Origin of the sequence: Acinetobacter sp. 766875 (assembly GCF_000582055.1) — a bacterium.
In the GTDB taxonomy this organism is placed as follows: domain Bacteria; phylum Pseudomonadota; class Gammaproteobacteria; order Pseudomonadales; family Moraxellaceae; genus Acinetobacter; species Acinetobacter nosocomialis.
This window is the reverse complement of the sequence record NZ_JEXX01000061.1, coordinates 1-829: the sequence shown is the minus strand read 5'-3', so window position 1 is coordinate 829 and position 829 is coordinate 1. Positions and strand designations below refer to the sequence as shown.

Genomic DNA, 829 nt, shown 5'->3' with positions numbered 1-829 from the left:
AGTTGCAGGCCCGGATGGTAAGTGGACAGTACCAAACCCAGGTGATCTTAAAGATGGAGACAAAGTTACAGTTGTTGCAACTGACCCAGCGGGCAACCCGTCAGCACCATCAACTGGTACAGTAGATGCGGTTGCACCAGCAGTAACTGTAACAACCACATTAACCAATGACAGCACACCTGCATTAAGCGGTACAGTAAATGATCCAACTGCGAAAGTGGTGGTGACTGTAGATGGTGTGAACTACCCAGCAACCAATAATGGTGATGGCACCTGGACCCTTGCAGACAATACACTTCCAGTGTTGACTGACGGTCCGCATACCGTGACTGTGACAGCCACCGACCCAGCAGGTAATGTAGGTACAACTAATGCTGTGGTGACTGTAGATACCACTGCGCCAAATGCACCAGTAATTGATCCAATCAATGCGACTAATCCTGTAACAGGTACAGCAGAAGCTGGTTCAACAGTTACTGTGAGCTTCCCGGATGGCACAACAGCGACTGTAGTTGCAGGCCCGGATGGTAAATGGACAGTACCAAACCCAGGTGATCTTAAAGATGGAGACAAAGTTACAGTTGTTGCAACTGACCCAGCGGGCAACCCGTCAGCACCATCAACTGGTACAGTAGATGCGGTTGCACCAGCAGTAACTGTAACAACCACATTAACCAATGACAGCACACCTGCATTAAGCGGTACAGTAAATGATCCAACTGCGAAAGTGGTGGTGACTGTAGATGGTGTGAACTACCCGGCAACCAATAATGGTGATGGCACCTGGACCCTTGCAGACAATACACTTCCAGTGTTGACTGACGGTCCG

1 protein-coding gene is annotated in these 829 nt (G+C 49.5%); it reads left to right on the top strand.

Translation table 11 applies throughout. The annotated features are described in order from the left end of the window. The coding region (locus J576_RS19315) for an Ig-like domain-containing protein (RefSeq protein ID WP_033855759.1) at window positions 1–829 on the top strand (829 nt) is incomplete at both ends.